This window comes from Nostoc sp. LPT (assembly GCF_017115165.1).
Taxonomy (GTDB): domain Bacteria; phylum Cyanobacteriota; class Cyanobacteriia; order Cyanobacteriales; family Nostocaceae; genus Nostoc.
Window position 1 is genome coordinate 26,555 of record NZ_JABXKF010000141.1, and the last position, 26,831, is coordinate 53,385.

The 26,831-nt window shown below is 41.0% G+C and carries 18 protein-coding genes and 1 pseudogene; 10 read left to right on the forward strand and 9 right to left on the reverse strand.

Annotated elements, in window-relative coordinates:
* The first annotated feature begins 99 nt into the window (after nt 1–99).
* Nucleotides 100–738: an acetoacetate decarboxylase family protein gene (locus tag HWQ58_RS26975; protein WP_292869717.1), complete on the forward strand. Its 639-nt coding sequence runs from the start codon at nt 100–102 to the stop codon at nt 736–738.
* Nucleotides 739–782: 44 nt separating this feature from the next.
* On the opposite strand, the gene HWQ58_RS26980 is transcribed toward HWQ58_RS26975, so the two are convergent.
* The 4 genes from HWQ58_RS26980 to HWQ58_RS26995 form a co-directional block, all read right to left on the reverse strand.
* On the reverse strand, nt 783–6,806 hold the full coding sequence (locus HWQ58_RS26980; protein WP_292869720.1) for a hypothetical protein: 6,024 nt from the start codon (nt 6,804–6,806) through the stop codon (nt 783–785).
* A gap of 93 nt (nt 6,807–6,899) precedes the next feature.
* Nucleotides 6,900–8,324, reverse strand: coding sequence for an ATP-binding protein (locus HWQ58_RS26985; RefSeq protein WP_292869723.1), 1,425 nt, complete (start codon nt 8,322–8,324; stop codon nt 6,900–6,902).
* Nucleotides 8,325–8,479: 155 nt separating this feature from the next.
* Nucleotides 8,480–8,638: a hypothetical protein gene (locus HWQ58_RS26990; RefSeq protein WP_292869726.1), complete on the reverse strand. Its 159-nt coding sequence runs from the start codon at nt 8,636–8,638 to the stop codon at nt 8,480–8,482.
* A 214-nt stretch (nt 8,639–8,852) separates the two neighbouring features.
* Nucleotides 8,853–10,733, reverse strand: a complete 1,881-nt coding sequence (locus HWQ58_RS26995; RefSeq protein ID WP_292869729.1) for an ABC transporter ATP-binding protein — start codon at nt 10,731–10,733, stop codon at nt 8,853–8,855.
* Nucleotides 10,734–10,808: 75 nt separating this feature from the next.
* On the opposite strand from HWQ58_RS26995, the gene HWQ58_RS27000 reads away from it, so the two are divergent.
* The 3 genes from HWQ58_RS27000 to HWQ58_RS27010 all read left to right on the forward strand — a co-directional run bounded on the left by HWQ58_RS27000 (nt 10,809) and on the right by HWQ58_RS27010 (nt 13,813).
* Nucleotides 10,809–11,360 carry a GNAT family N-acetyltransferase gene (locus tag HWQ58_RS27000; protein ID WP_292869732.1) on the forward strand — a complete coding sequence of 184 codons (552 nt, stop codon included), beginning with the start codon at nt 10,809–10,811 and terminating at the stop codon, nt 11,358–11,360.
* A gap of 308 nt (nt 11,361–11,668) precedes the next feature.
* A complete protein-coding gene (locus HWQ58_RS27005) occupies nt 11,669–12,691 on the forward strand; it encodes a tetratricopeptide repeat protein (protein ID WP_292869735.1) in 1,023 nt (340 codons plus the stop codon).
* A gap of 108 nt (nt 12,692–12,799) precedes the next feature.
* Nucleotides 12,800–13,813 carry an NAD(P)-dependent alcohol dehydrogenase gene (locus HWQ58_RS27010; protein WP_292869738.1) on the forward strand — a complete coding sequence of 338 codons (1,014 nt, stop codon included), beginning with the start codon at nt 12,800–12,802 and terminating at the stop codon, nt 13,811–13,813.
* 300 nt (nt 13,814–14,113) lie between these two features.
* Here the strand turns inward: HWQ58_RS27010 and HWQ58_RS27015 are convergent.
* The 3 genes and pseudogenes from HWQ58_RS27015 to HWQ58_RS27025 all read right to left on the reverse strand — a co-directional run bounded on the left by HWQ58_RS27015 (nt 14,114) and on the right by HWQ58_RS27025 (nt 17,385).
* A pseudogene (locus HWQ58_RS27015) lies at nt 14,114–14,784 on the reverse strand (glutathione S-transferase family protein).
* A 260-nt stretch (nt 14,785–15,044) separates the two neighbouring features.
* Nucleotides 15,045–16,172 carry an aryl-sulfate sulfotransferase gene (locus HWQ58_RS27020; RefSeq protein WP_292869741.1) on the reverse strand — a complete coding sequence of 376 codons (1,128 nt, stop codon included), beginning with the start codon at nt 16,170–16,172 and terminating at the stop codon, nt 15,045–15,047.
* 175 nt (nt 16,173–16,347) lie between these two features.
* Nucleotides 16,348–17,385 (reverse strand): NADP(H)-dependent aldo-keto reductase, encoded by a 1,038-nt coding sequence (locus tag HWQ58_RS27025; RefSeq protein WP_292869743.1) that lies wholly within the window; start codon nt 17,383–17,385, stop codon nt 16,348–16,350.
* 1,272 nt (nt 17,386–18,657) lie between these two features.
* Between HWQ58_RS27025 and HWQ58_RS27030 the strand changes: the two genes are divergently transcribed.
* From HWQ58_RS27030 to HWQ58_RS27050, 5 genes are all read left to right on the forward strand, one after another.
* Nucleotides 18,658–19,395 (forward strand): Crp/Fnr family transcriptional regulator, encoded by a 738-nt coding sequence (locus tag HWQ58_RS27030; RefSeq protein ID WP_292869746.1) that lies wholly within the window; start codon nt 18,658–18,660, stop codon nt 19,393–19,395.
* A 189-nt stretch (nt 19,396–19,584) separates the two neighbouring features.
* Nucleotides 19,585–20,328: a Crp/Fnr family transcriptional regulator gene (locus HWQ58_RS27035; protein ID WP_292869749.1), complete on the forward strand. Its 744-nt coding sequence runs from the start codon at nt 19,585–19,587 to the stop codon at nt 20,326–20,328.
* A gap of 176 nt (nt 20,329–20,504) precedes the next feature.
* Nucleotides 20,505–21,215 carry a Crp/Fnr family transcriptional regulator gene (locus tag HWQ58_RS27040; protein ID WP_292869752.1) on the forward strand — a complete coding sequence of 237 codons (711 nt, stop codon included), beginning with the start codon at nt 20,505–20,507 and terminating at the stop codon, nt 21,213–21,215.
* 199 nt (nt 21,216–21,414) lie between these two features.
* Nucleotides 21,415–21,876, forward strand: a complete 462-nt coding sequence (locus tag HWQ58_RS27045) for a response regulator (protein ID WP_292869755.1) — start codon at nt 21,415–21,417, stop codon at nt 21,874–21,876.
* Between the two features lie 242 nt (nt 21,877–22,118).
* Entirely contained in the window at nt 22,119–22,709 is a 591-nt protein-coding gene (locus HWQ58_RS27050; RefSeq protein ID WP_292869758.1) for a peptidoglycan-binding protein, read from the forward strand.
* Nucleotides 22,710–22,934: 225 nt separating this feature from the next.
* On the opposite strand, the gene wecB is transcribed toward HWQ58_RS27050, so the two are convergent.
* Both wecB and HWQ58_RS27060 read right to left on the reverse strand, forming a co-directional pair.
* Nucleotides 22,935–24,065, reverse strand: a complete 1,131-nt coding sequence (gene wecB, locus HWQ58_RS27055; RefSeq protein WP_292869763.1) for a UDP-N-acetylglucosamine 2-epimerase (non-hydrolyzing) — start codon at nt 24,063–24,065, stop codon at nt 22,935–22,937.
* Between the two features lie 266 nt (nt 24,066–24,331).
* Nucleotides 24,332–24,703: a hypothetical protein gene (locus tag HWQ58_RS27060; RefSeq protein WP_094349008.1), complete on the reverse strand. Its 372-nt coding sequence runs from the start codon at nt 24,701–24,703 to the stop codon at nt 24,332–24,334.
* Nucleotides 24,704–25,433: 730 nt separating this feature from the next.
* Here HWQ58_RS27060 and HWQ58_RS27065 point away from each other — a divergent pair.
* On the forward strand, nt 25,434–26,717 hold the full coding sequence (locus HWQ58_RS27065) for a type IV pilus twitching motility protein PilT (protein ID WP_292869766.1): 1,284 nt from the start codon (nt 25,434–25,436) through the stop codon (nt 26,715–26,717).
* Nucleotides 26,718–26,831 lie beyond the last annotated feature (114 nt).

Here is a 26,831-nt window from a genome sequence, read left to right on the forward strand (position 1 = left end):
CCTTATAATTACCCACTCAGGCAAATGCCTGAGTGGGGATTTTTTTTAAGGAGTTAGGGGTTAGGAATTAGGAGTTATATAAAGTCCGGTTAATCTCTTATGCCATATCCACAAGCACCTTGGACACTTCAAGGTTATGCTATCCAAACTCTACATTTGGTAAATATTGACCAAGTGCGCCCTTTGATTCCCTTAGAGTTAGAAATTATTTCTGTATGGCCTGGTAAAACCCTAGCTAGCGTGTATCTCTCTAATTACGGGTCAGGCTCAGTACTGGAGTATAGTGAGTTAATTGTTGTCCCAGCTTTGATTAATTACCAGAGGAAAATCGGCGCTTGGATTTCTCACATTTATGTAGATAATGCTGATTCGGTGGCTGGTGGTCGAGAAATTTGGGGACTACCAAAGGAACTAGCTAAGTTTACCTGGGAACAAGGAAAGTATGTTACTGTGCATCAAGAAAAGCGGAAATTGTGTAGTCTTAAGTATAATCAACAAAGCTTGGCATGGAGACAGTGGTTAAGTGCCTCTAGTTTCAGCACTAAGGGTGCTGATTTGCTGATATTCCCTGCTGAATTTGAGTCTGTGTTGGGTTTGATTAGTTCTAAGTTAGAAATCCCCGCCGAAAGTCCTTTTTCTGGAGTAGGTTTGGGTCAACCTTGGTTAACTGTGCGCTGTGAGCAGATGAGTTTGCGGGTTGATGCGCCAAAAGTGGTAGGTCAATCAATTTTAAATTAATTTAAAGGTGTTTTATTTAACTCAAAATAAGACACCTTGAGCTTTCACTTTTTTTTGTAGATGTCGTCACAGAGATAGCGATCGCTCTTTGTTTTTGGGTTATTCTTCAGATAATCATGAGCCTCCTCACAACCGCGTTTGAGAAGTTCATTGAGGTCAAAATTCCAAACTGAAGCTCTATCACCACCGCTTGCAATACTCTTACCATCTGGACTAAAACTTACATTCTGACTGCCAAAGCGCTCAAAAGTTGTTAACAAACTGCCATCCAGACTCCAGAGTTTCACTTTTTGAGCGCTAGCTGAGGCTATTATCTTGCCATCGGGGTTGAAACTGACACTAGTAACAGGCTCGTCGCTGGTTAAAGTTGTCAAACTTTTGGACTCTTTACCATTCACACTCCAGAGTTTTACAGTGTTGTCTTCACTAGCAGAGGCTATAATTTCCCCGTTGGGACTGAAACTCACACTCGTGACTGCATTACCGTGTTCATTAAAGGTCTTAATTATCTCACCATCAGGTCGCCAGAGTAGAACAGTTTTATCATCACTAACTGAGGCAATCAGCTTACCATCTCGGCTAAAGCTAACATCGTTAACCTGTTTGGTATGCCCTTTGAAAGTATTAAGTAGCTTGCCATCATGCTGCCAAAGTTTTACAGTTTTATCCTTACTGGCTGAGGCAATTAACTGACCATTAGGGCTAATACTCACACTCGTGACTTCATTACTATGACCTAACAAAGTCTTTAACAATTGTGCTTCTTTGTTTGGTTCACGAGGAAGCTGCCAAAGTTTTACTGTGTCATTACCTCCAACAATTGCTATTGTCTGGTTGTTAGAGACATATTTTACCTGTCCAACCCAATTGCCTTTGCCTTTGATAGTATTTAGCAAGGATAATTTTGTACTTGCCTTGTCATCAAGTTTCCAGAATTGTACGGCATTCTCACCCGTGCGGATAGCTATGGTTTGACTATCTGAGCTAAAACTAATATGCTGTTCAATGGAAAAACCGCTAAATCGCTCAACCTCTGGATTACTTAGACTACGGAAGATTTTGAGGAAAGTACCGTCAGTCCGCCAGATTTCTAAAGTGCGCTCATTGGTTTGTATGGCTAAGATTTGACCATCTGGGCTAAAACTGATTTTTGGATACCAATTATAGCGATCTGGACTGAACCTTTCCGTTTTAAGTTCAATAGTGCTGATTGATTTGCCATCGCGCCGCAAAAGTTTTAGCCTATTATTCCCCTCGAAAGTAACTAGAGTTTGGTAATCAGGACTGAAACTATTTACTTGTTTATCAACAGTTGAAAGTACAGAGCCATCCTGCTTCCAGAGAGTCACTTTATTATTTTGATAGTCTTTGGTGACTATTATTTGACTATCAGAGGTAAAACCTTCGACATTCATGTAGTCTGTTTTGTTCTGTTTTTTCAAGGTTGTTAGCAAAGTACCATCAATCTGCCATAGTTCTACTCCCTGATTTTCATCATAATCTCCTTTTTGAATAGCTACTATCTCACTATTAGGGCTAAAAGTAACCGACATAAGTTTATCAGACCTAATAGTTCTTGTTATTTTCCCGTCTTGTCGGAGGAATTTAACTGTGTTATCAGCGCTCAAAATAGCTAAATTTTTGCCATTTTGACTCAAACTTATACTTTTACTTTGATATTCATCTTTAATGGTTGTGATTAAGCTGCCATTCCATCGCCAGATTTTGATAGTTTTATCTTTACTGGATGTTGCAAGGGTCTGTCCATCTGCACTGAAACTGATTTCATTGATAGTATCTTTGTGACCTTTAAAAGTTGCGATCGCTTTACCATCACTTGTCCATACTTGTACTGTGTTATCATTTCTAACTAGAGCAATTTTTTGCCCATCAGGACTAAAACTCCCGTTAACAATCTCACCTGGGAGAGTTCTGCCAGAAGTACCATCACGCGGCCACAGTTGCACTCTACTGTCCTGACTAGCAGACGCTAAAATTTGACTATTAGTGCTGAAACTGACTGCGGAATTACTGCCGGGTAAGGTTATTTTCTGAGTGCCGTTACGCTGCCTAAGTTGCACTTGAGAGTTTTGATTAATAGAGGTAACTAGCTTTCCGTCTGGACTAAAATTAACTTTTACAGCTGTACCATCATCAAAGGTTTTCCAATCCCCGCTTTCTGCACTCCAAAGTTTCACGGTTTTGTCCTCACTGGCGGAGGCGAGTAATTTGCTGTCAGAACTGAAACTCATGCCAGTAATATTATTTTTATGCCCTTCAAGCTTTAATATATTATCTGTATCCCACGAGTTTTCTATCTTCCAAGGTTGTACCTCTACAAAGTTTTTGCTCTCAAAAGTCAAACCTAGAATCTGACCATTAGGACTCAAATTAATCAATCTTGGATAAACAATTTCCTCTTGTGTAATTCTTATATCGTTGATAGCCACTAAAGTGCCATCACGTCGCCACAGTTTAATCATCGCCGGATAATCACCGCTTAATGAAATAAGAGCCTGAGAATTGGGAGCAAAATTAACGTTAGTGAGTTTTTTATCATTATTAATTGTTTTAATATCTTTACCATTCAAACTCCAAATTTTTATGGTTTTGTCCTCACTTGCAGAAACAATTTGCTTGCCATCCGCACTGAAATTAACACTGGTAATACTACCCTGATGCCTATCAAATTTTTTAATTTTTATACCATCTAAACTCCACATTTTGATCATCCAATCTTTACTCCCAGAAACTAGTTTCTGACCATCTGGACTAAAGCTAACGCTAGTAACCTCTTCTGTATGCCCTGCAAATTTTTGGATTTCTTTGCCTTCTAGACTCCAGAGTTTTATAGTTTTATCTTCACTGCCTGAAACCAACTTTTGACTATCAGGGCTGAAGCTGATACTAGTAATTTTTTTATCATGTGCCTTGAAAGTTTTAATTTCTTTGCCATTTCGACTCCACAGTTTTACTGTCCCATCTGCACTTCCAGAAACTACTTTTTCACCGTCAGGGCTAAAATTCACGCAGGTGACAGTATCGTTATAACCTTCTAAAGTATTACGTTGTTTTATGGTATAGACTATATCTTGTAGTGTAGTAACTACTTGCATTTGGGTTTGGGACTTGACCCCAACTGACCACCACTGTTGCAATCGTCTGCTGGCTTTTAAACTTTTTACCAATGCTTCTAAATCTTGGTTCGATTTTAGCAGCCCTTTTGCTTCATTATTCAATGATAAAAGTTGGACATTGTTTTGATTTATCCACAAAAGTGGTAAGAATATCGCTAATCCACCAGTAACTACACCCAATGCTACTTTCCAGACTAAGCCTCTACGTGTCTCTAAAAGTTGTTGTTGCAGAACTTCATTCAGCTTTGCTTCTGTTAGCTTTCGTTGTTCTCTCTCTTTTTCCAACTCAGCAATTAATCTAGCTGATTGTTGCTGGCGCACAAATGGCACTAAATAATCATGTACTAGTTGATAGCGGTCAGCAGGTGATGCTGGCACCCTTAGCACTAACCCTGATTTCACTAAGATTTCTAAAACTAAGTCGAGTTTTTCAGTTTTTACATCTAACTCTAATTCTAAATCAGCACGAGTTTTTAAAGGGCGGGTATTATTTTCATCTGTGAGCAAATATAAAACTAGTTTGGCTATCTGTTCATTATCAGAACCGCAGTCTTTGACAATTTCTTCTAAAAATCGCCCAACAAAGTTTTCTTTAGGGCCATGTTGCTGATATTGTTCTAACTTCGTTATTTTTTCTGTTTGTAATTGTGCTCCTACTACTTGCAATTCAATGGGGCGTACCTCGCCTAAATCTCTAGCTAAATCCTTCACCAATTCATCAATTAATGATGGTTCTAAAACTACCTGGCTTTTTTGAGTTAAATTTTGAATAATTAATTTAGCGTCTTCTAATGAAAAGTTATCCAAATGGTAAAGAATATCTTTATCTAAAATATTATTATTAATAACATCAAAGTTTGCCAGCCGATTATTACATTCTAATAAATAATGTAGATAATCTTCGCGTAAAGACAAGATAACCTTTATATAAGGGATATCTAAGCAGTCACGTAAAAATTCGTAAAATTTTCGTCTATTGCTTGGATCATTATAAATGAAGAAAAATTCTTCAAATTGATCGAAGATTAAAACTGTCAGCAGGTTATAATCATCATGCTTTTCTAATTGGTTGAGAATAGACTTTTCCCCTGCTGTGTCTTCTCTTAAAGGAGGAGAGTATTCATAGCTTCTGCCTTCATAAGGAATGCGTGGTAAATCAGAAATAGCATCTCGTAAACGATTGCCTAATTCTATAATCCAATCTGGATAAACTTGCTGTAAAACAGGCAAAACATCACGAACACCAATGGATCTCTGTTTCAATGCCGGGATTAATCCAGCCTGTAAAATTGAACTTTTACCAACACCTGATTGCCCATGAATAATTGTTAGTTTGCGGTCATGTTGACCCATGCGCTCAATCAGGCGATTAATATCTTGCTGTCTTCCAGAAGCAGCGATTTCTGTGGCTACTGTTTCTTGTTGTTCAACGGATGCTAAAGCCGGGTTATTTACTGTTTGTTGTGCTTGTAACCTACCTGCACCAATGAAAGCACGGAAACCATATTGCTGTTCAAGCGATCGCTGTTCTTGTTTAAAATGAAATGCAGTTCGATATTCACCTTTTTTAAAGTAGTTTGCTCGTAACTCTGCCAAAATCTGAATGTAAAGTTCTGGATCGTATTGTGCTTTGGTTTCTGTTCTGGCAGTTTCTAAGGTTTGTAGTGCTGCTTCTGGTTGATTGAGTGCAGATTGCGATCGCGCTAACGCAAACAAATACCAACCCTGATGATACGACCTTTCCCAATCTAAATCTGCTTTCATCTCCTCTGAGACTGGCGCAGATGTATCTATTTGCACGCTATCCAGCAGAGAAAGCGCTTGTTCGGCTGTTTGCTTTGCCTCATTCCAAGCGGATTTAGCAATTAGCACCTCAGCCAGAAAGCTATAAGCTCTGGCTAGTTTAAACTGATTAGGATAGGTTTGATGCAACGCAATTGCTTTGTTAGCAACAGCCTCCAACTCTTCCCACTGTTGCAAATCTTGCAGTACAGAACCCAAAGCGTTGATAAATTTTGCTACCAAATCTTGGCGATTAGCTTGCTCAAATACCTGAATACATTCCTGAAAATAATCTTTGGCAAGACTATGAGCACGATCGCGTTCGGGGTGATGTAACACTGCATAGGTACGCCACCAAAGTCCTAGAGAGTAGAGTAAACAGCCGCGTCGTTCTAGGAAGCGGGGTGATGGAGAATTGTTGACAAAAAGTGTTAAACTACGCTCGTAATATTGCCCTGACAATTCCAGTGAATTAGAATTCGCCCGACCTAGCATAAATTCTAAACTCGCTTCCAGTTCTGGATTCAAACTCAAACGACGATTTTGTAAATCATGCCATGCTGACTCCAACTCAACTCGGCGTGGAGAGCCAACTTGTAAATTCAGCGCCGTACTATCGAGATATCTGCCTGCACCAGCGGCTAAAACTTTTTCAAAGACTTCATCAGCAGTTTGCTGGATAAAATCAATTAAATCATCAGTGGCGATCGCAAATTCAACGATAGTACTCCAACTGTGTAAATCTGGTGCTAATCGCATGAGTTTGTGCAGCACCTCATCCGTTACCCACAACACCAACGGGAAGTGAAAATTTTTTCTAAACTCCTCCCTGACCTGATTTGCACCACTCAGCACTTGTTCTAGCTTGCTGACTGATTCTAAACCAGATACTACCAGCGCCTGGGGATGCTCAGAACCGAGTAAATTTTGGATAGTCTGGAAAAATGTTTTAATCGATTTATCCAAAACTATCTCCCGAATTTTCAAATCGCTCGATGCTTGCAGACTTTGCACCAAACGCCTTCGCAAACTAGCTCCATTACAGAGTGCCAAAATCAGGGAAAATTCTTCTTGAGAAGTAGCGATCGCCCATATTAATTCTTGTAAAGAATTTTCGTTGTTGATTGCGAGTGGCTGTGGATGACTCATGACTAGACCTCGCGTGGGGGGAGTGGGAGCAGGCAAAGAATAATAACTCCTGTAGAGACGCGATTAATCGCGTCTCTACTTCTAACTCTTAACTTAAAGCTGCAACCCTGGTGCTTCTGCCAAAATCGGATTAATTTCAAACCAAGACCCCTGAGTGTCTCGGTACTCATAGACGAACCGACTGTGTACCAAAATTCGGTATCCATCATCGCCGCTTACCCATTTCCGCTGTTGTACTTGGCGCAACAAATTCCACTCATCATCTGTGATTGCTAAGGTCATTTGATTGCAGTAGGCTCTAATTACAGTTTCTAACCCCGCACGCGATAAAGGCAGTTTTCTTTCCTTTTTGATCCAATCGTTGAGCAGTCTGAGTAATTCGCGGACATGACCGCCACTAATGCGGCAGAGTCTTTCTAATGTTTCTGGAGTATCAAAAATCTCTGTAATCCAGCCGAGGCGCTCCTGTGGTTGATTATCAGGATAAGCTCTTGCTAGAATCATCTGTGCCAATAGTGCCATACCTTCAGCGCATTCACTGCCATCGCGTAATTGCACTGGCACCATCGGTAACACTTTTGGATAAACCATAAATCGCTGTGTTAACCTGCTCAAATCGTTAGAAAACATCAACTCTAAAGGCATGGTGTAAACCACGTGGCACTTGAGTTGAGTTAATTGTTCTCCCCGATCTACAAATAAATATTCCGGCTGAGGTCGTCCCCAAGACTTGTTAGCAGTCTCAACGCGATCGAGATTATCGACAATTACTACTAGTCCTTTTTTGCCGTGTTGCTTCAGTTTAATAATGGCAGGTTCGAGTAATTCCTCGTTAATTACATCTATAATGCCTTTTGTGCGCGGCCCTAAATATTCTCTTAACTTGTTGCGAAGTTCAGGGCTATTTTTGGCTTTGGCTGTAATTTTGCCAATGCCTAGTGCCACCACTGATACTCCTTCTTTCTCATTTGCTTTCAGTTCTCCAATACCTGGAATTTTTGCTTCGACGGCAAACTTACCTTCAGTACTCGCAGAAACTTTACCAATTCCAGGAATTGATGCTTCGGCAGAAACTTCAACTTCTGTCATCAACAGTTTAGCGGCTCCTTGAAGGATTTTTTTCAGACCTTGGGGTTCAGGAATTTCCAGTTTTTCTAAGCCATTGAGACTTTCACTAACTCGGCGAGCTACGCTTAATAAAATATCACTGATATCAACATCACCCATTTCTAGGTCTTGACTGGATTCAAAATATACTACATGAAAGTCTGATTGCTCTAATTCTGCTTTCAGCCTGAGCAATTCTGTAGATTTGCCGCAGCCTATGTGTCCTGTAAATAATTCGCAGGTAGTCCCTTCAGGTGAGAAAAATGTGATATTCTCTTTTAACTCCTCAATAATCCTGCCACCGCGCACTGAGGAAAAATCAATATAGTACTTTCGATCCTCAGCATTTTCGACAGCCAAGGTCTTGCTAGGGTTGCAAGCCTGATAAAACTTTTGTAAATCCAGTTTCATTAGCTACGTCACAACAAGGCTTTTCTTTATTGTCAACACAAACTGTGTGACATATTCCGCAAAATTTTTCAGTCATTTCTGTAATTACAGCAATTTTTAGGTATTTAGAGAGTGAGAGGGGGATTGGGGATTGGGGAGTAGTGTAGTTCAATTACTTAGTACAGCATTTCATTAATTTGTAGCGAATTAAATTTGGCAATATCCCACATTGTTAATGCATCGGCTTGCATTGTTAATGCAATATCCCACATTGTTAATGCATCGGCTTGCATTGTTAATGCAATATCCCGCATTGTTAATGCATCGGCTTGCATTGTTATAGCGCTTCTAGGTTGAGTGCAATACAGACCTAACAAGAACAGCCCCTTCCCTTATAGGGAAGGGGAGTAAGATTCAAAGCCTCTCTCCTAGAAAAAGAGAGGAATGGAAGTGAGGTCAAAGAGTATTGCATCCAAACGAGAACTGCTATAATGCATCGGTTTGCATTAAAAACGCTACGCTTTTACGCAAAACTGTACTTAGCCTCCCCTAACTTCCCAACATCTGCAAGTTATGTAAAGTGGCATAAAGCCCTCCTTGTTGCAGTAGTTGTTCGTGATTTCCCTGTTCGATTAATTCGCCACGCTTGAGAACAAAAATCCGGTCTACATTGCGAATTGTAGACAAGCGGTGAGCAATAATAATGGCGGTACGTCTAAGCAAAAGCTGGTTTAATGCCTCTTGAACTGAAGCTTCTGTACCAACATCCAAACTAGCGGTAGCCTCATCTAGTACCAAAATTTGCGGATTGCGAATGGCAGCCCGCGCAAAGGCTAAAAGTTGCTTTTGACCACTAGAAATATTTGTGCCCCGTTCTCGAAGTTGAGTATCATAACCTTGGGGTAATTCTTCTATAAACTGGGCAACATTGGTTTGCTCTGCTGCTTGTTGAATCTGTTCAATGGTGTAGCCATCTCCTAAAGAAATGTTGCTTTTAACATCGCCAGCAAACAAAAAGCCTTCTTGTAAAATTACTGCCATGTAACGCCGCAGTTCTGCTTGTGGTACTTCCCGAATGTCTATGCCATCGATGAGAATGCGTCCTTGAGTGGGTTCGTAGAGGCGGCACAAAAGACGGATAATCGAAGTTTTACCTGCACCGGTAGGGCCAACTAATGCAATTTTTTCACCAGGATGAATGGTGAAATCTAAATCTTTAATTACGTAATCATCATTTTTGTAAGCAAACCAGACGTGATCAAAACGAATCTCTCCCAGTTCTGGGGGAGAAGTGAGGTCTGGGGATTCTAGATTTGCCAGGATTTCGTCGATATAGCCAAATTTTGCATCAAATATTGAGAAGCGGACATTGGCGCGATCGCGAATTTCTATCGGTTCATCTAATATATCGCCTACGCGTTCAATGGCAGTGAAACCAGCTTGAATTACTGTAAATTTCTCGGCAAAAGCCCTTAAAGGGTCAAATAATCGCTGGGCATACAATACAAATGTAGATAAAGTCCCAAAAGTCAAGTTTTTTTCCAACAGCAACCAACCACCCACGCACAAAACACCTGCGATCGCAATCAGTCCAATCCATTCTAAGGTTGCTGAAACAAATGAATCATAAAAGATGGTTTTATCCATTTGCTGAGTGTAGTTGCTGTTCGTAGCACGAAACAATTCGGCATTAAATTTTTCTCTACGGAACAACTGCACGACGTTAATACCAAGCACATTTTCTTGTAGCTGTGAATTCAGGATCGAAAGTTCTTCTCGCCCTTTGTAATTGGCTTTGCGGTACTGTTTTTGAATGTAAACAATTACCCAGCTAGTTGGTAACAGCATCAATAGCAGCAAGCAAGAAAGTTGCCACTGGATGGAAAACATTAAACCCAAAGTCACCAGCATTAAAAACAAATCAGATATAATGCCAACTGCCCCAGTAGAAAAGACATCGCCTAACACTTCCACATCGCTGGTGATTCTGGTAATTAATTTACCTACGGGTGTGCGGTCAAAAAAGCGCACTGCTAGAGATGTTACATGCTGAAATAAGTTTTGGCGAATTGCTGCGGTAATTTGTTGCCCTAGCTTTTGGACTATATAACCTTGGAAACCTGTCAATATCAATTGGATGGCGATCGCAATTACCAGTAATCCCTCTAGGATATTTAGCCCTTGCGAGAAGGGACGATTCCTGAAAAATTCGTAAGTGCTTGGTTCGTTACGAATCAGAGAGATTACTTGGCCAATCAAGAAAGGTTGTAAGGCATTAGCTAGTGCGATCGGTACAAGTAGGCACATCGACAGCGCCAGTAGCCGCCCGTTACGACGGGCATAAGGCACCAAACGCAAAAATAACCGCCAATCATTTTCACGCCGACGATCTGGTGTATAAGATTTTTTGAGAGATTGGTAGATGCTCATAGTAAGAGCATTATATTAATGTTTGGAAAAAAACACGCTTGTTTAAAGTAGCGTTTATCTTCCTGCTCTGATACCATGCCTGAGATAGAAACTGCAAGACTACTACTAAGACCCTATACACCTCAAGACCTGGATGAACTTGCTCCTATTTTGAGCAACCCAGCAGTTATGAGGTATTCACCCAGAGGGCCTATACCTAAAGATCAAGTAAAAGAAGTAACGCAGGAAATATTACAATTTTTTTTTACACACTGGCAACAGCACGGTTTTGGTGTATGGGCTGTAGTGGAAAAAGCCAGCGCGAAATTAATTGGTCATTGTGGGCTGAATTTTTTACCCAATAGCCCGGAAGTCGAAGTTCTTTATCGGTTAGAGGAAGCTTATTGGAATCAAGGAATTGCCAGCGAAGCCGCAAAAGCAAGTTTAAGGTACGGCTTTGAGGAAGTCAAGTTAGATCGCATTGTCGCCATCACTGCACCACAACATACAGCTTCATGTCGTGTGATGGAGAAATGCGGCTTGAAATACGAGAAAAATGCTCAATTTTACAACTTAGATGTAGTGTATTATGCTCTGGCTCGTTCAGAATGGCGTTCGGATGATTCTCTTTACATTTTGCAAATTTGAATTGGGGTCATTATGCCTGAGATAGAAACTGCACGATTGCGACTAAGGCAGGAAATAAACATACCACTTCAAATGGCGCAAGAGCTTGGAATACAATTCTTTTAACTTTTGACTTCTGCCTTGCGGTACTAGCTTATTTGTATTAATTACTTTATTGATATTCCTGTAAGTATGAAACACCAGCATACTTATCTGTTTACGTCTTATATCTAAAGATAGATGATTAAGGTTAAAATTTGGGAAACCTAAGAGGGGTTCATTCCCAAGAGATGTCCTACCTACTTATCGCAGAATGCAACTGAGGTCAGATGACGCAACCTTTAAATCAAGTCAAAGAATGGGAACAACGTCGTGACGAAGCAAACCGCTACTACCAACGGGGGAAATTTCAAGAGTCTCTCGATCTTGCAACCAAAAATTTACACTTGGCTAGAGCAATTCCAGACCGAGCCAGAGAAGGTTATACATTAAACGACCTCGGTTTAGCTCACCTCAGTTGCAGGCAACCTCAAAAAGCATTAGAGCTCTTTCATCAGGCGCTTTCGGTTGCTATTGAAATTGGCAACACGCCAGCAGAGGCAACTGCACTTAGCAATCTGGGTTCTACTTACAGCCATCTTGGACGCTTTTCGCAAGCGTTGAAATATTTTGACAAAGCACTGCCAATCTTTAGGCGATCGCAAGATACCCAAAATGAAGTTTCTACTCTTAATGATATAGCCCTAATTTATACCCGCTTAGGAGAACCGAAACGGGCACTGTTGCTACAACACCAAATTTTGAGGATGCGGCGATTGTTAGGTGACTTTTCTGGTGAAGCAACAACGCTCAATGGCATTGGATTTGCTTACAATGTCTTAGGCAAGTTTGAGCAAGCGCTAGAATTTTTTCAAGCAGCACTGCCAATTCAACGAGCTGTTAAGAATTTGTTTGCACAAGCAACGACCTTGAACAATATTGCTTCTGTCTATCATGATTTAGGAAAACCTAAAGAAGCACTATTGCTCTACAATCAAGTTCTTTTGACACGTCGAGCAATTAGCGATCGCTCTGGTGAAGCAACAACCCTTCACAACATTGGTTTTACCTACAGCACCCTGGCAGAGCATCGCCAAGCAATGAAGTTCTACAAACAAGCCATTGTGATTTATCAAGAACTGGGCGATAATCTCGGAGAAATTTCAACTTTGCTAAATATGGGAAGCCTTTACGCCACCACGAAACGCAAAAAAATGGCGCGATCGTGCTACCAAAATGCCCAAGAGTTAGCAGAGCAAATCGAATATCAGCCACTTTTGGAAAAAGTACAGCAGTTCATAGATTCTCTGTAGCGTCCATTGAGCAAGTTTTGTCATAGATTCAAGAATCCCTGTCTCTGAGCGAGCAGGGAGTGTCAACCTAGCTACAATACCAAAGTTGTAGCTAGAACAAGGACATCGATGAAAGCCTACGAAATTCAAAGCAACGCCGGGATTGATGCCCTGGCATTAGTCGATCACCCCGAACCAAAACCCGCAGCTGGACAAGTTCTGATTCAAGTGAAGGCAACATCTTTAAATTATCGGGATCTGCTGGTTATTGAAGGAGCTTACGGTGCTGGACAGAAATATCCATTAATTCCCATGTCTGACGGTGCGGGAGAAGTTGTGGCGGTAGGGGAAGGTGTGACACGGGTGAAAATAGGCGATCGCGTCGCTGGTATTTTCTTCCAAGACTGGATTTATGGCTCTTTAACCAAAGAGAAAATGAAATCCGATTTGGGAGGCGGTATCGATGGAATGCTGGCTGAATATATTTTATTACACCAAGATGGTTTAGTGATATTACCTGATCACCTATCCTACATTGAAGGTGCAACTTTACCTTGTGCAGCAGTCACAGCTTGGCATGGACTGGTAACAAAAGGCAATATTGGCGCAGGTGATAGTATTTTATTACTCGGTACTGGGGGCGTTTCTATTTTTGCTCTCCAGTTTGTCAAGATACATGGTGCTAGAGCGATTATTACTTCCAGTAGTGATGAGAAATTGGCACGAGCTAAACAGCTTGGTGCTGACGAAACAATCAACTACAAAACAACACCAGATTGGGAAAAGCAAGTTTATCAATTAACCAATCGCACGGGTGTAGATCATGTAGTTGACGTAGGCGGTGCAGGTACTCTGCCAAAATCACTACAAGCTGTCCGCATTGGAGGACGTATTAGCTACATTGGCGTATTATCAGGTAGAGGAAATGAAATTGACCCCATGCCAATACTTTTTAAGAGTTTAACAGTTCAAGGCATTTATGTTGGCAGTCGGGAAATATTTGAGGCGATGAATCAGGCAATGCAACAGCATCAAATCAAACCGATTATTGATCGAGTTTTCTCCTTCGCTGAAGCACGAGAAGCTTATCATTATCTTAAAAGTGCGGCTCACTTCGGTAAAGTCGTAATTCGTAATTCGTAATTCGTAATTCGTAATTCGTAATTCGTAATTTTAAAAAGTTTAATTTTATGTTTCAAGTGGGGTTTAAATTCCCACTTGAAACATACAGTAGATTGTAAGTTAATGAAGTACATCCTTACCCCTCCCTAACCCTCACGCCACTTGCTTCAAGTCGGGCATTGCCCGCCCAACGCAGTGGCTCCCGTATGTATTGGGGAGGCAACTAGATTGGGAAGAATTTCCCCCCAATACATCGGGGGGATTAAGGGGGGTAAAGATGTACTTCATTTAGATGCAAAATGCTGTAATTCTTAATTACCTTTAAACAGCAGCGAGAGTAGGCGCAGCGAATTTAGCATATCGCTCAATGTAGAATTCTTTAGAGTGAGCGATCGCCTTCACAGACTCACGCTCTTTCAAAGCATGTTTCCACTGGCGTAGACGGGTAAATTGCTCTGGTATTCCAAAGCCGCGATACTGCTTGAGTGCAGCCCAGCGCTCAAACCAAGGGAAATAGGTGAAATCGACCAAACTAATGGATTCACCAAACCAGTAAGGGCCTTCTCCAGATAGCTTTGCTAAACCTTCGTTTTCAATGAATTCCAGATGTTTATATAGTTCCTGTTTAGCTTCCTCTTGTTTTTCGGGGTCTGAACTCCGCAGCAGCGTAGAAAAAGCAGGAACGAACCTGGTGTTAGCAAAATCGATCAGATGCGAGCCTGTGCTCTATCAATGGGGTTGCTGGGTAACAGTGGTGGATTGGGAAATACCTCATCGAGATACTCGTTAATTACTGCTGACTCCCAAACTCGGTTATCGCTATGAGTTATTGCAGGCACTTTCCCATAGGGGGAAACTTTGGTAAATCCTTCAGGCTTATTTTGCAAATCAATCTCAATCAAATCGAAGTCGATGCCTTTCTCTTGGAGTACCAAGCGGGTACGGTGAGCATAAGGACAAACAACTGCACTGTATACTTTAATTTGAGCCATGTTTAAGTTCCTTGGTAAATAGGACTTGTTAATCGGCATTGGGAATTGAATTTTCATCCAAAAATCCCAAATCTTAAATTGTTAGTGTCACAAAATTCTTTTTGAGGCGAATGTAGCGTAAAAAATTCTCGACACTAACCAAACTTTGAAACTCAAGTAATACTCAAATAACCCAAGATTGTTGGTGAGGGTAAGGAATAGGGAATGGGGATTAATTATTTCTCCTCTGCTCCCCTGCTTCTGTGCCCCTGTGCCTTCTCCTAAAGCCAGGGCACTTCTTCAGGTGCATAACGGAAGGCGCGGAAGACTGTATTTTGCTCTCCACGAGTTACCGGCGACTTCTCACCTGGAATATTCCGAGATCCAAAGTGGGGATTGATATATTCCCAAACTATTTCACCTGCAACTGTCACCTCGAATATTCGGCCATAAGCACCTTCTGTAATCAAGGTATTGCCATTGGCCAAACGTTGCGCTCCTGATATGTATGAACTGAAGAAATTTTGGGGCGGGTTGTCGGTGTATTCCCAAACTATCTCTTTGGTTTGGCGATTAACTTCAATCACACGCGAGAAATTGAGAGCGATGTTACGACGATGTGCGCCATTGTCGAAAATCAGGATATTACCGTTAGCTAGTTCGTTTGGGAAGTGCTGCTGTGCTAGCACATCATCGCCTAGCGTCCAGATGATTTCTCCAGTTTTGCGATCGACAATGACAACTGTGGAGATATTACGAAAGCTCACTATAATGTTGCCATCGGCAAGTTCACCCACAGTATTCCCATGAGTCCATTCATGTCGATGATCTTGGGGTGTAATCGTAAATATATCTGGATCGAGGTGTTCGTGGGCGTACCAAGTCCAAATGATTTCACCTGCTGGAGTCACCTCATAAAGCACATCCGCATAAATATCACCATCGGGTTCTGTACCTGGTACACCGCCTTTGATTCGAGGAACCAAAGACTGAGGTATCTTTTCAATCGCTAGTAGAATTGTGTTGCCATTGGCTAGCCTGCGCCCATCGTGATGATGATCTGGATGCTTATATTCCCAGATAATATTTCCCTTGGGATCTGCTTCTAAAACAACGCCACTTTTGAACGCAGCCCATAAAGCAAAACGTAGTGGTTCTTCTGGTGGAGTCTTACCGTTATAAAAAAGGTTGCCATTGGGTAAGAGATAACCGTATAACCCTGGTGGATAAGGCAGATTCCACTGGTGTATGACTTCTCCTTCCAGGTTCAGAAGGTAGACTTCACCTTGACCTGTCAGAGGTGTGAAAAGTGTGTATCCTTTAAATACTTTTTCGGGATTGTAAGCCTTTAAACCAGTACCCCGACGACGAATAGTATTTTGGTCAACTGATGTTGCTGTAAAAGTCATATTTACCTACTAACTAAATATCTAGTTTTTAATCTAAGAACTAAGACAGAGTGCATCGCGCATCTCTACTTCTACTCTGATAATGAGAGCCAGAGGCTCTAGGGAGGCGTTACCAGGCTGGAGCCTGGTAACGAGGCGAACTGTCTTTAATTTTGAATTTTGAATTTTGAATTGTTTATGGTGCTGGGTTTGGCGACTGAGCATGAACTATATCCAACTCTTCCAAAATGTCTTTGTCGAGAACTACATCGACGCTTTCTAAATTCTCTTTGAGTTGTTCCAGTGTGGTAGCACCAATAATTGTGCTAGGTACAAACCAACGACTCCGCACAAATGCTAGGGCCAGATGCGCTGGACTCAGTTGATAGCGCTTGGCAATTTCCACATAAGCTGCTACTGCTTGACTTACTTTTGGTTTGAGATAGCGCTGACCAAAATTTTCAAACAAAGTAATTCTTGTTTTCTCTGGTTTGCCGTTTAGGTATTTGCCAGTCAAGAAGCCAAATGCCAAAGGACTATAAGCTAGTAACCCAATTTCTTCGTGATAAACTGCTTCTGCTAAGGCTCCATCAAATACTCGATTCAGCAAGTTGTAAGCATTTTGAATCGAAACAACTTTGGGCAATCCTAACTGTTTAGCAGCGTTACTAAACTGGGCAACTCCCCAAGGTGTTTCGTTACTCAAACCGATATAGCGAATTTTCCCTGCCTTAATTACATCGGCAAAAACTGCTAGCTGTTCAGGGATGGGAACCGTTTTTTCCACCTGAGTCGGATCGAATACCGTTTGCCCAAATCGTGGCAGGTAGCGATCGGGCCAGTGGATTTGGTACAGATCAATATAATCCGTTTGTAATCTTTTTAGACTATCATCTACAGCTTGTTTGATATTATCACGGTCAATTGCTTTGGCTCCACCACGTACCCATTTAAAGCCTCGACCAGGGCCAGCAATTTTAGTAGCTATAATAAGTTGATCTCTTTGTTGACGCTTTAACCATTCCCCAATGTAAGTTTCAGTTAATCCATAAGTTTCGCCCCTTGGTGGGACAGGGTACATCTCAGCCGCATCAATAAAGTTGACTCCTTGGGCAATAGAATAATCTAGCTGCTCGTGGGCTTCTACAATGGTATTTTGCTGTCCATAAGTCATAGTTCCCAGACAAATTTCAGAAACTTTTAAGTCACTCTTGCCAAGTTGGTTATACTTCATAATTTTTGCGTTGCTGTTCAGTTGATTTAACAGTGATATTTTTATTGGATATTTTGCCTTTTTCCCAGGACGCTATTTTTAAGTGTATTAGCTCCAAACAATATTTAATTTGGCAATAAACCAATATAATTTTTTCACAAAATTAATATTATGCATATACTACTAAAAATCGATAGATAAAACGTATTAAATGGATATGGTTGTTTATTATTGCATAGATGAACCAGATAAGTAAGTTAGTTGGGAGTAAGAAAAAATCTAAAATTGTAGTGGAAAATACTTGCTTTTATTGAGTTTTTGTGAAATGAACTGTTTTAGCCGGAGTTTATACTACGTTTTAAAAGTAGACTTACCGTAGTATATCAAAAATTCTTAAGATTTTTCTATAATTAAGTCTTAACAAATGTTCATATTGATATATAGTAGGATTCCTAAGTAGCTGGTTATTATAGTATTAAAACATACTATTTTCACTTAAGTAACTTTACAACAGCTAGTAGCAATAACAAAGACTTAGGGTTTTAAAGATTTGCATAACCAGGAATTTTTGCTGCGATCGCTGACAACAATACTCATGTCTATAGCAATGTGATTGAAGGCGTAGGGTGTGTTACCGCGTTAGCGTAACGCACCGAAAACCTGCGATCGCTGACAACAATACTCATGTCTAAAGCAATGTGATTTAAGTAACAAATTAGTATAATTATACTGAATGATTAAAATATTTCCTGGGATGATTATGGCATTTTTGATGGATTCAATTGGAGTTACAAAGTGGCATATTAATACTTGATCTGCCGTTGCTGAATTTAGATATAGAATTCCTATTTGATTTTTGAATAAACACCGTACACTTCGAAGCGCCAACGGATAGCGCAGCGTTAGCGAGTCATCGAGCGTCGGAAACCTCCGCTCAGACTTTGCGCTAAGTAAATTGCAAATAACAAAGGACAAATGACAAATGACTAATGACAGCCAACAGAAATGATTTAGGACTGCTATATATGAAATGCAAAAATCATGTATTTTCAACTCTTACTCTCTGTGTCTGTGCGCCTCTGCGTGAAACAAACTCGTATTCTTAATCAGCAATGCCCTTTATTTTGCATTAAATAATTTAGTTATGTTATTTTTATAAATAGAAGTATAAAAAACTCTTATTCCAACTTTTTTTAGGAATTACACCTTTTGACATTAGGATTAGATTTTTGATTTTTCTCCTTATGCCTGGAGTTGCCTTTTCTAGAGACGGCTACATTCAGGAGAATTCCAATGTCATTAGACAAAAATGCCTTTGAGCAACCAGCAAATAAGTTGCTTGCAGCTCTGCCAGCCAGTGATTATCAGCGTCTTATTCCCCACATGAAGCTGGTTCCGCTGTCAAATCGGCAAGTCCTTTACCAAACAGGCGAGCCGATCGCACAGGTCTATTTTCCTAATAAGGCAGTGGTTTCTATAGTCACCACTATGGAAGATGGCTCCACAGCAGAAGTTGGTTTAGTGAGCAATGAAGGCATGGTGGGTATACCCGTAATTTTAGGAAACAACACCACAATCACAACAGCATTTGTGCAGATTCCAGATACTGCCATACAAATCGATGCAGATATATTCAGAAGTGAGTTCAATCGGGGTACAGTGCTTCAAAGCTTGCTACTGCGCTATGTCCAAGGTGTATACACTCAAATAGTACAAGAATCTGGGTGCAACCGTCTTCATCAGCCAGAGGAGCGGCTGGCTCGTTGGCTGCTGACAATCTCTGACCGTCTGGAATCAAAGGAATTTCCGCTTACCCAAGAATTTATCTCACAGATGCTGGGTGTAAATAGCGCTGGTGTCACTGAAGCAGCTAGCACCTTGAGCCAAGCTGGAATGATCGCCTACCACCGTGGTCAGATTAAGATGCTGAATCGAGAGGCTTTAGAAAAAACTTCCTGTGAATGTTATCAGATACTAGAAGAGGAATTTATTCGTTTATTGGGCAATAAGCCCAATAAACGACGAAAATAATTTTTTTTAAGCTTCTGTGTACGATACCGCACAGACTCAAACAAGTGTGTTCATTTAAGCTTTTTTAGATTGTCTCCGTGTTTCTTTAGCGAATATACCTTTTGACATTAGGATCTGATCTTTAAATCCTTTCCTTGTGCTCTGAGTTGGCTTTTCTAAAGTTACCTAGTTTAAGGAGAGTGGTTTGTAATGTCATTAGATAAAAATTTTCAGCAACCATCAAATAAGCTGCTCGCAGCTCTGCCAGCCAGTGATTATCAGCGTCTTGTCCCCCATCTAAAGCTAGTTTCGCTCGAAGTTCCGCAAATCCTTTACCAAGCAGGCGAACCGATCACACAGGTCTATTTTCCTGATAAGTCAATGGTTTCTATAGTTACCACTATGGAAGATGGCTCAACAGCGGAAGTTGGGATAGTGAGCAATGAAGGCATGATTGGTATCCCGGTAATTTTAGGAAACAAGACCACAACCACAACATCATTTGTGCAGATTTCGGGCGCTGCTATGCAGATGAATGCAGATGTACTTAGAGCCGAGTTTAATCGGGGCGAAGCGCTTCAAACCCTGCTGCTGTGCTACGTACAAGCTATATACTCTGAACTGGCGCAAGGAGCTGCCTGCAACCGTCTGCATACACTGGACGAACGGCTGGCTCGCTGGTTACTGACAGTCTCTGAGCGTGTGGAATCAGAAGATTTTCCCCTCACGCAAGAATTTATCTCCCAGATGCTAGGTGTACGTCGTTCCGGCGTTACAGTTGCGGCTAGCACCCTCAGCCGAGCCGGAATGATCAGCTATCACCGTGGTCATATTAATATCTTGAACCGAGAGGATTTAGAAGCAACTTCCTGCGAGTGTTATCGAGTCATACAAAACGAATTTGCTCGCTTACTGGGCATGAAGCCCAGTAAGCGAGGCGAAAAATTTTTTTGATTTATAGCCGTAGTCACTAATGTTAAGACAGTGTTGCTCGCTCAAAGCCTTGACAAAACTGGGTTTTTACTCAGCACTCAGCACTCAGCACTTTGCTATATGCGTGCGAAACCGAACAGACTCGCAAAAATAACTTGATTTAAAGTATTTTGAGCAAATTTATCTTTTAATGTTCAGTGAGCAAAAACACTCTTAAGCCGCAAGTAAATAAGTTACTCGCGGCATTGTCAACTAGTGATTATCAGCGTCTTGTTCCACACTTGAAGTTGGTTTCGCTTTCAACTCGGCAAGTCATTTACGAATCAAAAGAACCGATCACACAGGTCTATTTTCCCCAAAACGGAGTAGTTTCTTTAGTCACTAATATGGAAAATGGCTCGATGATGGAAGTTGGGGTAGTGAGCAATGAAGGCATGGTTGGTATCCCGATAATTTTAGGAGGCAACACAACAACCACAAAAGCGTTTGTGCAGGTTTCAGGTGCTGCTATGCAGATGGATGCAGATGTACTTAGAACCGAGTTCAATCAGGGTGGAGCTATTCAAAACCTGCTGCTGCGCTATGTACAAGCTGTATACACTGAACTGGCGCAAGGATGTGCCTGCAACCGTTTTCATACCCTAGAGGAGCGGCTGGCTCGTTGGCTACTGACAGTCTCTGACCGTCTAGAATCAGAGGATTTTCCGCTCACACAAGAATTTATTGCCCAGATGCTAGGTGTACGGCGCTCCGGTGTGACAGTAGCGGCTAATACCCTGAGCCGAACCGGAATGATTCGCTACCAGCGTGGTCATATTAGCATCCTGAAACGAGAGGCTTTGGAAGCAACTTCTTGCGAGTGTTATCAAGTCATACAAGGCGAATTTGCTCGGTTGCTGGGGAATTAGCCAAGGCGCGTAGGCGTAGCCCGTCGTAGACATCGCCAATGAATTAATTATTTAATTATTTTAAATTACTATGTCCGAAACCGGACAGACACTTGTTAATTAGTTCTTTTAAGCTTTAGTAAAGTAGACATCAAATGGCATTACCCGCCTTTTGATGTAATTGCTACTCCAAACATTTGAGCTACAGGGCAGTTAGATAATGTCTAATCAATCAATGTCTTTTCAAGGTATACGATTGCTAGTTGTTGATAACGACTTTGATACAAGAACATTACTTACCTACCTATTTGAATTAGGCGAAGCAGAGATTATCACTGCTGCTTCAGCAGAGGAGGCTATAGAAATAATGTCATTTTTTAAACCAGACATCCTAATTAGTGACATTTATTTACCAGATGAAGACGGCTACTCACTGCTCTTGAAGGCCAGAAATCTGGAAGCAAAACGAGGGAGAGAGATTCCAGCTATTGCTCTGACGGCATCTGCTGACGAGGAAGACCGTAATTTGGCATTATCATTAGGTTATGATATATACCTATGCAAGCCGATAGACTTAGACGAATTAGCTTTTGTAGTTGCTAGTTTAGTTGGAATCGACAATAGGCTTGAGATATTGGGGTGCAACAAGGCAGAAGCCAGTAAGCAAGAAAGCTTTAACTAAATTTTATTTATTGTAAAAATACAATTTCTACGAAGGGCTATGCTAACGCCTGGTGATTTTTATCCTAAATCATCAGGCGATGCTTTTTCTCAGGAATCTTTTGACTAATTTTATTTTTTATTAATTTCGCTAGTAGTAAAAACTATTCAAAAGTAGTGATATAAAATATACTAAGAATAAATACAGAGAACAACCAAGTGGTTCTCTGCAAGTACTCATTTTTTCATATAAAGGAGCACATTATGGAATATCTTGCTTATTCTCACATGTTTATTGCTCAAGAAGAGGCATCTGGAAACACTAATTATAATTTTCCTAAACCTCAATTAAATTGGAAAAAACTGTTTAAATCTTCGGCTTGGTTAGCTTTAGCTGGTGTTGGTGTATTACTTGCTGCTGTTAGCCAAATTCAAATGAGTTCGGCTGCGTATGTAAAGACTAACGGCAGTTGTTTACGTGTCCGTTCAGGCCCAAGCAGCAACTACTCTTATGTGGACTGTGTACCAAATGGGACAACACTTCCAGCAATTGAACGATATGAAAACGGTTTTGCCAGACTTTCTACGGGTAGATACGTTTTTGCCCGATGGATTGGTGATAGACCTAACAATCGTCCTGTAACTAGACCTGGTGGTGTTGGCGGTTCGATAATTCTTACCCCTGGTTCTAAAGGTCTGCTCGTCAGAGACGTTCAAACAGCTTTGGGTAATCTCAGAGTTGATGGAATTTACGGTCAAGAAACTGTTAGCCGAGTCCGCAGCTTTCAGCAAAGTAAAGGTTTACTTGTAGATGGTGTTGTGGGCCCCGAAACTCGATCTGCTCTGGGTATTTAGCCAGAAGCCACCCTTTGAACATCTCCTTTCCAAGTTCTACCTATTTTCTGGTGGAATGGAGAGAAGTCAAAAGTTCAGAAAATCAAAATTTCAGAACGTCTGGCCCGTCATCAGGCGGGCAATACGACCTCACTCCACAAGAACTGATAAAGTGAAAAACCGACTTTTACCCCGGTTTTATGCACCTTAGAAAACGGAAATTTTGCATTTTGTTGAAAAAAGTTCCTAAGTTGATGTTTCTGATGAAATACCCAAGTAATTTTGTACAATCTGCAAAATGCGCTCTGCTGCATGACCATCCCCAAAAGGATTGATTGCATTTGCCATCGCTTCATAAGCATCTGAGTAACTGAGTAACTCAGCAGCGGCTGCAAAAATATTCTCAGTCGTAGTGCCAACAAGTTTGGCTGTACCAGCGACAACAGCCTCTGGTCTTTCGGTGGTGTCTCTCAAAACTAGTACTGGTTTTCCCAAGCTGGGGGCTTCTTCTTGTAAGCCACCAGAGTCAGTGAGCAAAAGATGCGATCGCCCAATTGCTCTCACCAATTCGCCATAATCTAGAGGATCTGTCAAGAAAATTCGGGGATGATTCCCTAAAAGTTCCTGCAAGGGGACTCGCACTGTCGGATTGCGGTGCAATGGTAGCAGCAAAGCTGTATCAGGAAACTTGTCTAAAATTTGTAAAAACGCCTGAGCGATCGCTAACAGAGGTTCTCCCCAATTCTCCCGACGATGAACTGTTGCTAACATAACCCGATATGATTCCCAGTTCAAGCCTGGGACATTACAAACTACTTGGGTTGCAGCAACATTCAATAATGCATCAATTACAGTGTTACCCGTCATGTGAATTTTACCCAAAACACCAGAACGATGCAAATTTTCCACAGCCCAAGGAGTCGGCGCAAAGTGCAACTGAGTAATTTGAGAAATCAATCGGCGATTAGCTTCTTCTGGATAAGGATTAAAGAGATCATCAGTTCTTAACCCTGCTTCTACATGACCAACAGGAATTTTTTGATAAAAAGCTGCTAAAGCTGCGGCAAAAGCTGTGGTAGTATCTCCCTGCACAATTACTAAATCTGGCTTTTTTACTTTAAATAATTCTTCTAACCCTTGTAAACTACGGCAAGTAATATCATTTAGAGATTGCTGAACCTGCATAATTTCCAAGTTATAATCCGACTTGATATTAAACAGTTGCATAACTTGCTCAACCATCTCCCGATGCTGTCCAGTTAGAATTACTTGCAACTGAAATTCTGAAGACTTCTGGAAAACCTGAATCACTGGAGCGAGTTTAATCGCTTCTGGGCGAGTACCTAAAATAATGCAAACGCGTTTTTGATTAGTCATTAGTCATCTGTAATTTACCATCTATAGTCAATGGTCTATAGTCAATGGTCTATGGTCAATGGTCTATGGTCAATCCTCATATAAACCATAAATATTAATGGATAAATCTACACAAGATATAAAAAAACCCGGCTTAACCGGGCAAATGCATTGTTTATCTAATTAACCTGTAATGACTATTTAAAAGTTCAAATTATAAAAACAAACCATGAAAAAACCCGGCTTAACCGGGCAGACGCACTGTTTGTCTAATTAACCTGTAATAACTATTTAATCTCACAAGTTAGAGGGCAAGCAGCGTAAACAGTAGCCTGCATTTGGTCTGCCTCGCCATGCAGCCAGCTTAACCATTTAACTTCACTAGGATGAACTCCCTTAACAGTTAGCACACCCGCAGCCAATACAACTGCCATAACATTAAACATTATTAGAGCGCCAGCTACAAGCAAAACCGCACTAACAGGCATCACAGATTGCAAGATAATCGACAACAGACATCCGACCGTAGCCATCAAGACAACTAGTGGAAAACCCACAACCAACAAACATACTGCTAATGTAAAAGTCCATATTAAAAAGCTTTTAATCATCAACAAGGAGTAGGTCTTTCCTTGATTAGAGCTTTGAGCAGAAACCATGACTTTTCCTCCTAAAATACACAACAAATTTTAATTTCAGTCATACCTCGCTTTTCACGAGTAAACTGAATTGTTTCAGTGAAATTTAGTATATAAAAACTAATCGGAAAAATGAGCATTTGTTTACTAAAGTTTACAGTTAATTTTTTGTAATTATGGATATAAAGTCAATTTTATATCTATTAAAAAAACTTGTTTACTGCATCTACCTTCAGGTATAGAACCTAAAAGGTATGAGCTTTTAACCTTGATCCCCACTATATCGCTCCTATTCAACTTAACATTTCTTATAAAAATTAGTAGTCTTTCTCATAATTACTAGACAGGCTGAATAAATGAACTGCTAGTTATTTGTGCTGTTAATTGCTGGCAATTTGTGCCCATGCCTGGGATAAATTTCTCATCTAAGTCATGAGAATATTTACTTTAAAATCAAAAGAATAAGAAATTACTTTATATTTAAGTGTATTTACTGAGGCATTTTGAGTCCTTACATGTGTAAAACCAGTTTAGATAGCTTAAATAATCTATCTAAATATTCTGAGTAATGAAATCTTAGGAAATAAAAGATACCAATTGAGGTAGATGAGATAGATTGACCGTGGTTCTAGAGTTTCAATCGCCTTCTATCACCGCTAAGGCTTGCAGACAAGCATTCTCCAAAAGTCATCAAAGCAAGTGACTTTACTTCTCGTTAATTCAACTTTTTAACTGCCAAATGTGAAGATATATGACAGAATTACAGTCTCCATCAAATTCTAACTCTGCTGCCGGACGTAATCTACCACCAATGCCGCCGCCACCACCGCCAACCCCAACCTTTAGTACGCAGCGGCAGATGACACAAACACTCGATATGTCAATGAATAGGGGTACTAATTTGCCTGTTGCAGGTCATCGTCCAGGTAGTCCACCGCCAATACCTAATTCAGTTCGCCCTCAAAACAGCAGTTCAGAACTCACTTTAGAGAAGTTAATCAGAGAAGCTTACGATCAGGGATATTCTGACTTGCACTTGGGTGTAGGTGAACCACCCCGCTTCCGCAGCCGAGGAGAAATTCAATCAGGAGATTATCCAGAAACAGATAAAGAAACTTTTATGAGTTGGTTGCGGGAGGTGATGAGTGAGGGAGAAATTCAGCGCTTTGAAGAATCCTTAGAATTTGACGGAGCAACTCAATACGAATTTGCTCGCGTGCGGATTAATGTTTTTGGCTCCCTCAAAGGGCCTGCAATGGTGTTGCGGTTGATTCCGCTAAAAATCTTAACTATGGAACAGTTGAGATTACCTCCAGTTTTTCGGGATATTTGCCATCACCATAAAGGTTTAATTTTGGTAACAGGGCCTACTGGTTCTGGTAAGTCCACCACAATGGCAGCGATGATTGACTACATCAATAAGGAGATGGCCAAACATATCATCACCATTGAAGACCCGATAGAATTTGTCCATCAAAGCCGCAAGTCTTTAGTCAAACAGCGGGAAGTGGGAATGCATACCCGGAAATTTGACAACGCTTTGAAAGCAGCTTTGCGGGAAGACCCAGATTTGATTCTGGTGGGGGAAATGCGGGACAAGGAAACAGTTAACACCGCCCTAAAAGCCGCTCAGACGGGTCACTTAGTCATGGGAACCTTGCATACCAATAGTGCGGTCAAAACCATTGAGCGGATTCTCAACCTCTATTCTGGTGATGAACAGGATGCAATGCGGGTGGCGATTTCTGAGTCTTTAGTGGCAGTAATTGCTCAAGGTTTGTGTCGCACAACTGACGGTAAGCGGGCTGCTTTCCACGATGTGCTGATTAATACTGAAGCAATTAAGGAATGGATCAAAGACGGTAAGTATGATGAAATTGGCGAGCTAATGAAACAAGCTGGCTTTGACGGCATGATTACGATGAATCAGTCGTTGCTGAATCTCTATCAAGACGGACGAATCACTGAAGAAACTGCTTTGGAAATGTCACCAACTCCTAACGAAATGGCACAGTTTCTCCGAGGTCGAGTTTAACGATTGGGGACTGGGGACTGGGGACTGGGGACTGGGGACTGGGGACTAGGGACTGGGGACTGGGTGATTGCTCAACATTTAGTAAGGTGACGCGCATCTAAAGTTGATAATTTC